This window comes from Shewanella sp. GutCb (genome assembly GCF_002836135.1).
In the GTDB taxonomy this organism is placed as follows: Bacteria; Pseudomonadota; Gammaproteobacteria; order Enterobacterales; family Shewanellaceae; genus Shewanella.
In genome coordinates, this window is sequence record NZ_PJBL01000051.1 from 1 (window position 1) to 3,019 (window position 3,019).

Below are 3,019 nucleotides of genomic sequence, written 5' to 3' on the forward strand. Positions count from 1 at the left end.
CGTTTCTGCGACAATGGCCTGGCCTGACGTCAACACCCCTTTGCGTTGTGCCATCGCTTTTTGCAGTTCCGCTTGAGCCTCACTGATGGCAGCGGCTCTCGCCACACCATCGGCGTGCGCTTTACTCAGTGAAGCCGCAGCGCCGCTCACCGCTGCCGCGCTGGCACGGCCCATCGCAATCACTAACGCACTGCCAAGTACATCGATAAGCAATTCAGCATTATCCGTTGACCACATTAAGCCTTCGGTGAGGGTGGATAAAACAGGGGTTAAACTGGAATTAATCGGAGTTTCAAAGGCGACAATGAGCTGCTGATAGGCATTTTTCATATCACGAGTCTGTGCACTGATGTTAGCGGCAGTGGCAGCTGATGCGCCATCATACTCTTGCAAGGCTTTAATTAAGTTATTGCGTAGAAACTCAGAGGTGACTTCACCCGCCAACACCATTCGCCTAAAGCCACCCGCACTGAGGCCAGCCGCTCTGTCCATCTTATTAAGCAGCCCTGGCATCGGCTCAACCAGCTGATTCAATTCTTCGGCGCGAACGATGGGCGAAGCTAAGGCTTGTGACAACCCATACATGGATTGACCTAACTGGTTAGAGCTCGCGCCTAGTGCTGACTGCGCGTTACTCATGCCTTCAAGCAACGCTCTAGACTGGGATTGAGTCACCAAGCCAGAATCAACAAGGTTAAGCAGCGCCGCATAGTTATCAGCCAGTGGAATAAGCTCTTTGTGATGCTCTCTTGTTATCCGCATCAAGTATTCTTCATTGGCAGCGTAGGCGGCAGTCGAGCCAGACAAGCTCTGCAGACGGGTGCGGATATCTTGAAAGGCTGCTAAGTCCTGGGTGATTTTTTTGCCCAAGTTAATGGCCGACAATCCAGCGAATGCACCTGCAGCATAACTGCCCATGCGTTGCAGTGATTTACCAGCGACATCGCCTTGGCGCTGCACCTTCGATAAACCTTGGGCCGCCTTATTGCCAGATATCTGAGTGTGATTCAAGCGGGTATTTAAGTCAGAGACCACAGACGTGGCACCTTTAACGGTACCGATCAATTGTTTGCCGTCTGCGGTTAAGGTCAACGCTAGTTTAAGATCGCCCATGTTTACCCTGCTCTGTCATTAAAAATCGTGGTCACCGTGTGCGCAATGAGCCTGAGTTTTTGATAATCTTGCTTGCTATACTCTGTGCCGCTCAATTCACTGTCCGCCTTCACAGCCAATACATCTAAGCCGTTGCACACCGCAATACCAGGGCCATAGCTATAACGCATCAAATCTTGTACTTGCAGCCACCAAACCACAGCGATTTGATGTTCATCCCAAAACTCAATCTGTTGCTCAGAGGGCGTGCTGGCCTTAATTCCCAGTAAGGCCATCTCTTCATCAATTTCACGCTGCTCAGCTTGTGATACAGGCGTACGAACGTAGAGTTCCCGCACCCCTTCTATCAGTTTTTTCTTGCAGCCTCACCAGAATTTGCCGCGCGATAGGCATGTAACAGCGCATCAGTAAAAGGGGCATGCTGATAAAGGGCCGCACGGTTATCGGGGGTGTCCGCTAATGGCTGCTTATCGATCCCGGCAATGCCATCAAAACCCGCTAAGATGGCATCAAAGAGCTGGTGATCACCTTCACTAAGTTCGGTCATATAGTCATCGACAGGTAGCAGGTTAAGATCGAGGCTTATTTCTACCTCCTCGACCTTGCCGCCATCCATCGACATTTTGATGATGGCAGGCCAGTTTTTAACAAGACGCTTAGGGGTAAATGTGAACATATCTATTCCTTAGTTTTTGACTACAACTATTAGGTGAAAAGCGGTTATAACTTAGCTCTATGAGGGCCTATTTATTGATAAGCAGATCAACATTACTCAGAGGACGAATGGGGAGCTCATAGGTAAGCGTGCCATCTTGGTCACCATACTCCGCGCGCCCTAGCTGCAGCTGCGCGGTTTTCCACTGCACGAGATTAGTGGCGACACCATGTGATAATTCAAAAGTCATCACCTGAGTATTGGCCGCAAAAGGATCGAAACTGATCAGAGATGCCGCTTCAAATACCAGCTTACCGCTAGGCGCATAATCAGTGATCAACACCTCTTCATGACCCACATACTCTTGATGTATAACATCATTAGCTTGGTCATATTCGAAGCTGATCAACTTGATGGCGTTGCCCCCTAATGTACAGGAGGAGTTAGCCGCCCCGACCTTGAGCGGTGTTTGCCAAGCACTAAAATCAGTGGCGGGAAGTACTGCCGATATAACGGGTACAAACAGGCCAGTAAAAGTGAACATGATCTTAGGAAACTCTTTGGCTTTGGCTTCTAGTTTAAAGCTGCCTCGCGCCCCGACTAATGCGTGCAGCGTGCCATCCATATAGAAATAGAAGGTAATAGAGTCAGTCCCATCTTCGTCAATGGCTTGTTCAACACTGTCCGCTTTTACGGTGGTTTTGCGCAAACACGCCGCTAATAGCGTGCGATAAGATGCTGGCGTGATAGCAGTACCAGAACCAGCCCAATCAACACCAAATTCTAATGACACATAGGTTTCAGTCTCAATTTCAGCACTATTACCTAGATTGCCATCATCATATTCAAGGGCGGTATTTTCACCGGCTAACGGCGTGATTTTCACCTCACGCCCTAATACCGCCACACTGGTTTCAGCGGCCCCAATGGCATCGATGCCGTAGGTCACCTCTTTGGCAAAGACCAGGGCTTTTTTAGCAAATTTACGAGCCATGTTATTCTCCTGCGTTAATTAGCATCTTCTGTGTATTCGGTAATGAATCGGTCAAGCCAAGCAACATAGTGGCTGCCAATCTTCAATAAACTGCCACCCGCTAATGCCAATGGCTCAGCCTCTGATATGGGTTGCCAGCCAAATAAGCGTTGCCTTACAAGTTTACGGATCGGCAGTAAACTGGGATTTTTATCATTAATGCTCGCCATCACCACTACCACCCCGAGTTCCAATTGCACCGTCTGCAAATATGGGCC

General features: G+C 49.2%; 4 protein-coding genes and 1 pseudogene. All 5 read right to left on the reverse strand.

The features are described from left to right. Positions 1-1,113: tape measure protein (locus tag CXF86_RS19850; protein WP_145992402.1), on the reverse strand; the 1,113-nt coding region annotated here is incomplete at its 3' end. A gap of 2 nt (positions 1,114-1,115) precedes the next feature. Further along, complete coding sequence (locus tag CXF86_RS19855) at positions 1,116-1,451, reverse strand: hypothetical protein (RefSeq protein WP_102039865.1); 336 nt, start codon at positions 1,449-1,451, stop codon at positions 1,116-1,118. 8 nt (positions 1,452-1,459) lie between these two features. After that, positions 1,460-1,789, reverse strand: a complete 330-nt coding sequence (locus tag CXF86_RS19860) for a hypothetical protein (protein ID WP_102039866.1) — start codon at positions 1,787-1,789, stop codon at positions 1,460-1,462. 67 nt (positions 1,790-1,856) lie between these two features. Next, positions 1,857-2,762, reverse strand: coding sequence for a hypothetical protein (locus CXF86_RS19865; protein WP_102039867.1), 906 nt, complete (start codon positions 2,760-2,762; stop codon positions 1,857-1,859). Between the two features lie 14 nt (positions 2,763-2,776). After that, positions 2,777-3,019, reverse strand: a pseudogene (locus CXF86_RS22845) (hypothetical protein); the annotation flags it as partial.